Below are 4,502 nucleotides of genomic sequence, written 5' to 3'. Positions count from 1 at the left end.
AAATCTAGGCATGATGACACTGCAAGTAGCCAAGCAAGGGAGAAAGCTGGGCATCCCAGCTATAATGCTGCTCTATCCACTCCCTTGATGCTTTGGCTTCCGACTGCTCAGCCTGTAGTTTGTCGATCACCCAGTGGGCAATATCATTGACACTCTCGGACACAGCCACATGGCTCGGCGGGTAGTTCTCCAGCCCTTCGATTCCCTGCGGAGAGGCAATCACCGGACATGACATTGCCATCGCTTCCAGAATTTTATTTTGCACGCCACGGGCAATGCGCATTGGGGCAACGGCGGCTTTGGCATGTTGCAGATAGGGACGCACATCGGCGACTCGCCCCGTCACTGTGATCCCCGGGATATCAGCCAGCGCCCTGACCCCGGGAGTCGGTGAGCTGCCGACAATGTAGAACTTAGCGTCCGGCACCTCGGTCAGCACTTTAGACCACACCTTATTGGCAAACCAGACAACGGCATCCTCATTAGCCCAGTAGTCCATCGCACCGGTAAACACCACATAGTTCTCTTTTTCCAGGCAATAGTTTTCCTCTGCTGGAAAGGCGGAACCGGGTGAAAAGAACTTGCTGTCCAGGCCATTTTCAAGGGTTTTGATCCGCTCCCGGAACGGCGTATCAGCAATACAGCGAAATGCCTCCGTCTCAGCCTTGGTCACAAAGCAGCTGACATCAAACATCGAAGCCACTTTCTTTTCATACTGCCCAAGCACCCGGTGCTCGCGTTGGTAGATCGCGCGCATAATGCCTTGTTTTTTCTCGGCATACTGACGCCATTTGTCAGAGTCGATATCGACAAAATGCATCACGGTATAAGGGGTATGAGGACTGGCAACCAGATACTGGGCCATACAGCCGGAGACCACCAGAGCCTTGTTGATCTGATGGCCTTCAATGGTGGTATCGACCCACTGTTGCATGGCTTTTCTGGAGTAATAGGGCAAGGTGATTGGCTGGCCCGTAAACAACGCGGTCACTCCCTTGAGTTTGCAATAAGCCGGGGAGATCTGGACAAACAAACTCTCCTTGCAGTATTGCTCAACCTTGGCTCGGTACTGAAGATCAAACGGATCATCAATAAAACAACCAAGATAGACATCAAAATGCCTGCTTAAGAATTTAAGGATATGGTAGTTGGCTATCTTATCTCCCTTATTGGGGGGATAGGGAATACGGTGGCACAGATACAATAACGGCTCTTTCATACGGCTACCCCAAATATTTCGACAGCATCGGGCCAATTAATCGGCTCAGCGGAAGAGGGAGTTTTTTCCAGGCTTTAATGAAATACCTGTACTTAGGGTTGTTCGGTGACAAATTCGGCAAAGACTTAGCTTTAACCAACGCGACTTTGTAGTTGAGCGGATGCACTTCCATCCCCCAATGCTTTTTATTATGGTAGGCACCTGAGTCATTCTTGCTTCTGCCGTAGTCAAACAGCGTCGCGCCACGCTGTCTGGCCACATGCATCAGCTGATAAATCATATAATCGCTGCCGTTCAGCGCCTTGGATTCATAATTACCACCCCCGTAATAGGGCATGGCTTGATCCTTATAGTAGAAACTCATCATGGTCGTGATTGGCTGCTGCTCTTGGTTGTGCACCAGCATGGTCTCGCAGCGTTCAGGAAAAGTTTGTTTCAACTTCTCAAAGAGCTTGTAGGTGAATACCGGCGTTCCCAGGTTTCTGACACTTTCGGCATAGACGTCGTAGCAAGACTCAAGGTTGTCTGAGGTATCCCAACTGAGGTTGTTTCTCAGTGAATGGCGTACCACGTTGCGCCGTTTTTTCTTGATGGCACCGATGATATCGTCGGGCTTTTCGGGTAACGCCAAAGAGAACCGGGAGTGATGGCAGTGCTTCACCCAAGGGGCGTCAGACTCGACATCATGCTTGTCCCGCAATTCGACATAGTCAACGTTGAGCTCGCACCCCAACTCAAAGGCAGCAGCCTCCAGCTTTTTGCGTATATGAGAGCTATCCGCCAGCGCACCGCCGTACACGCAGAAAGGAGTCGATACCAAAGTATGGCCAAACAGCCAGCTTTTTTGCTCAAAAAGTGGCAACACACCAACAAGGCGATCATCACTTTCTGCCAGCATGTAGTGATGCTTGTGGCCAAAGACAGAATCAATCACATCCAGCCAGCCCGATAAATGAAAAAAGCTGCCTTCCGGATGGTTGTCTACATAACTATCCCAGTGTGGGTAGTCGTTCTTTGATAATTTCCTGATTGCTAATTGCTGCATCGGACTCAAATCCATTTAAGAGATAAACGTTGCGCATCGTGCTCCAGCGATAGTCACTCAATAATCGGTGGAGCTTGGCTTCCATGCTGTTCAGGTTCAGGTAATGACGAAACCGTGATTTTGCGGGTATCCCCATGATCCGGGGCTGGCGTGGATCAATTTCCCACGGGAGAAAATAAAAACTGTAGGGCTGATTGGTTTCGGCAAGGAAGGCATTAATCAGTTGCCTGCTTAGCCAATAGGGGTACAGCCGAAAAAAACCACCGCCTCCGATAGGAATGTTTCTTCCCAGCTTGTTGAAAGTCGGGATCGGCACCTCGATAACCCCTTCCTCGCGAACATGCTTAAACCGGGGCCAGTCTGGCGTGCCATAGAGATCATGCTTAACCGGGTATGTGCTGCTGGAATAGACAAACCCTAAAGAGTGCAGGACTTCGAATGCCCACGGGTTACTGGTATCAATCGAAAAGCTAGGAGCCCGGTACCCCAATACAGGCTGGCCGCTAATATCCTCAAGCAGGTGTTTGCTACTGGCGATATCGTTGTAAAACACTTGCCGGGACTGGCTATTGGCCGGCTGATGAAAATAACCGTGGCTGGCCACCTCGTGCCCTTCACGAACTATAGCCCTGACAAGCGCCGGACACTTTTTGGCCACCCATCCCAGAACAAAGAAAGTCGCTTTGACACCGTGTTTATTAAGCATTTTCAGAATACGCCGGGTATTGGTCTCGACCCGTAACGGGTAGCGGCTTTCCCAATGCGCTGGCTTGATCACCGACGAAAACGCAGCCACATGAAAGTAATCTTCGACATCAATCGTCATGGCATTCACAACTTGGTGTATACCTGCAGGCTTAGCACCAACGGACTTTGCCCCTTCAATATCAGCCATAACTACCTTCCTTTTCCGAACAGAATGATTTCCGATGTTCTAATCAAAATCAGAACATCAAGCATGAAACTCCGGTGCTTGATGTAGTAAAGATCAAACTTCAGTTTTTCGATGGCATCATCAAGGCTATCGCCATAGGGGTATTTCAGCTGTGCCCAGCCTGTGAGTCCCGGCTTCACATCATGGCGCTGACTGTAATAGGGGATGCTTCCATCAAATTGCTGACAAAATTCAGGTCGCTCGGGCCTTGGACCGACAAAGCTCATATCTCCTTTCATCACGTTATATAGCTGCGGTAGCTCATCAATACGGTATTTTCGAAGAAAAGCACCCACCTTGGTAATTCGCTTATCGGATTTAAACGACATTTGTGCGCCATTTTCTTCGGCATTCACTTTCATGCTGCGAAATTTATAGATAGAAAACACTTTCCCCTGTCTTCCCACCCGTTTCTGGGAATAAAGCACTGGCGAAAACACTCCGTCCTCAAGTTTAATAAACAGCGTAGCAATAATAATCAACGGCCAGGTTAGCAGCAGGACAAATGAAGAAATAATACAGTTAAACATCCAGCCACCGAGCCTTTCTACTATATTACCCGAGGGCTTAACATTATAAATCACCCACGATGGGTTGATATGGCTAACTGCTATCTGTCCTGTTTCACGCTCAATAAAGTCAATAATATCAGTGATTAGTACGCCTTTGAGCTTACAATTAAACAACACATCAGTTGGAAGGTTACCGCGCCTTTCATCAGCACCAATAATAATTTCATCAATATTATTATCAGTAATATAATCATCCAGCGATGTCATTAATTCGACTCTCGGGAGTGTTGATGTTATATCACGACTGTCGCCATTTACGGGAATATAACCAACCAGGTCGAAATTCACCCGATCGGCCCGCCTTTTCATGCAGGAGTTAATCAAACTGGCTCTTTCTCCGGCCCCGAGCACAACCACTCGTCTGCGATTAATGTTGGTGTAATCTGTTGAACGAGCAATGTAGCGGCTCATTAACAACCCAACGGCAGCAAGAAGATATAATAACTCACAAACTAAAAGTGGAAATGAAGAAACAGGTATAAAGAGGTATATAAAGGAAGACATGATATAAGCCAGGCCTATTGCCACCATGATCCTTATAGCAATACCTTTATTCGTTGCCCTTAATTTTTCGTTATATAAGCCTACGGCCAACGTGGCTAATTGTAATGTGCATGAAAACAGAAACAGCTGAACAAAATACAGTGATTCGCCAATATTGGGCAGACTAACAGAGTAATACTCTTCAGTGAGGCTTAAACCTAACGCAAACACAATAAAAGCAACAATAAA

4 protein-coding genes are annotated in these 4,502 nt (G+C 47.7%); all 4 read right to left on the bottom strand.

Annotated features, from left to right (window positions below; translation table 11 throughout):
• Positions 1 to 4 precede the first annotated feature (4 nt).
• A complete protein-coding gene (locus tag MHN01_RS17655) occupies positions 5 to 1,219 on the bottom strand; it encodes a TIGR03087 family PEP-CTERM/XrtA system glycosyltransferase (RefSeq protein ID WP_239412540.1) in 1,215 nt (404 codons plus the stop codon).
• Positions 1,220 to 1,223: 4 nt separating this feature from the next.
• Positions 1,224 to 2,264: a FemAB family XrtA/PEP-CTERM system-associated protein gene (locus MHN01_RS17650; RefSeq protein WP_239412539.1), complete on the bottom strand. Its 1,041-nt coding sequence runs from the start codon at positions 2,262 to 2,264 to the stop codon at positions 1,224 to 1,226.
• The gene (locus tag MHN01_RS17645; RefSeq protein WP_239412538.1) at positions 2,209 to 3,159 is read right to left on the bottom strand and encodes an XrtA system polysaccharide deacetylase; all 951 of its coding nucleotides are present in this window, start codon (positions 3,157 to 3,159) and stop codon (positions 2,209 to 2,211) included. Before MHN01_RS17645 ends, MHN01_RS17650 begins: the two co-directional genes overlap by 56 nt.
• A 2-nt stretch (positions 3,160 to 3,161) precedes the next feature.
• Positions 3,162 to 4,502 (bottom strand): TIGR03013 family XrtA/PEP-CTERM system glycosyltransferase (locus tag MHN01_RS17640; protein ID WP_239412537.1); only part of this gene is annotated, 1,341 nt, incomplete at its 5' end.

Origin of the sequence: Photobacterium sp. OFAV2-7 (genome assembly GCF_022347985.1) — a bacterium.
In the GTDB taxonomy this organism is placed as follows: Bacteria; Pseudomonadota; Gammaproteobacteria; order Enterobacterales; family Vibrionaceae; genus Photobacterium.
Note: the sequence above shows the minus strand (reverse complement) of the source record. Positions and strands in the feature narration are given on the sequence as shown.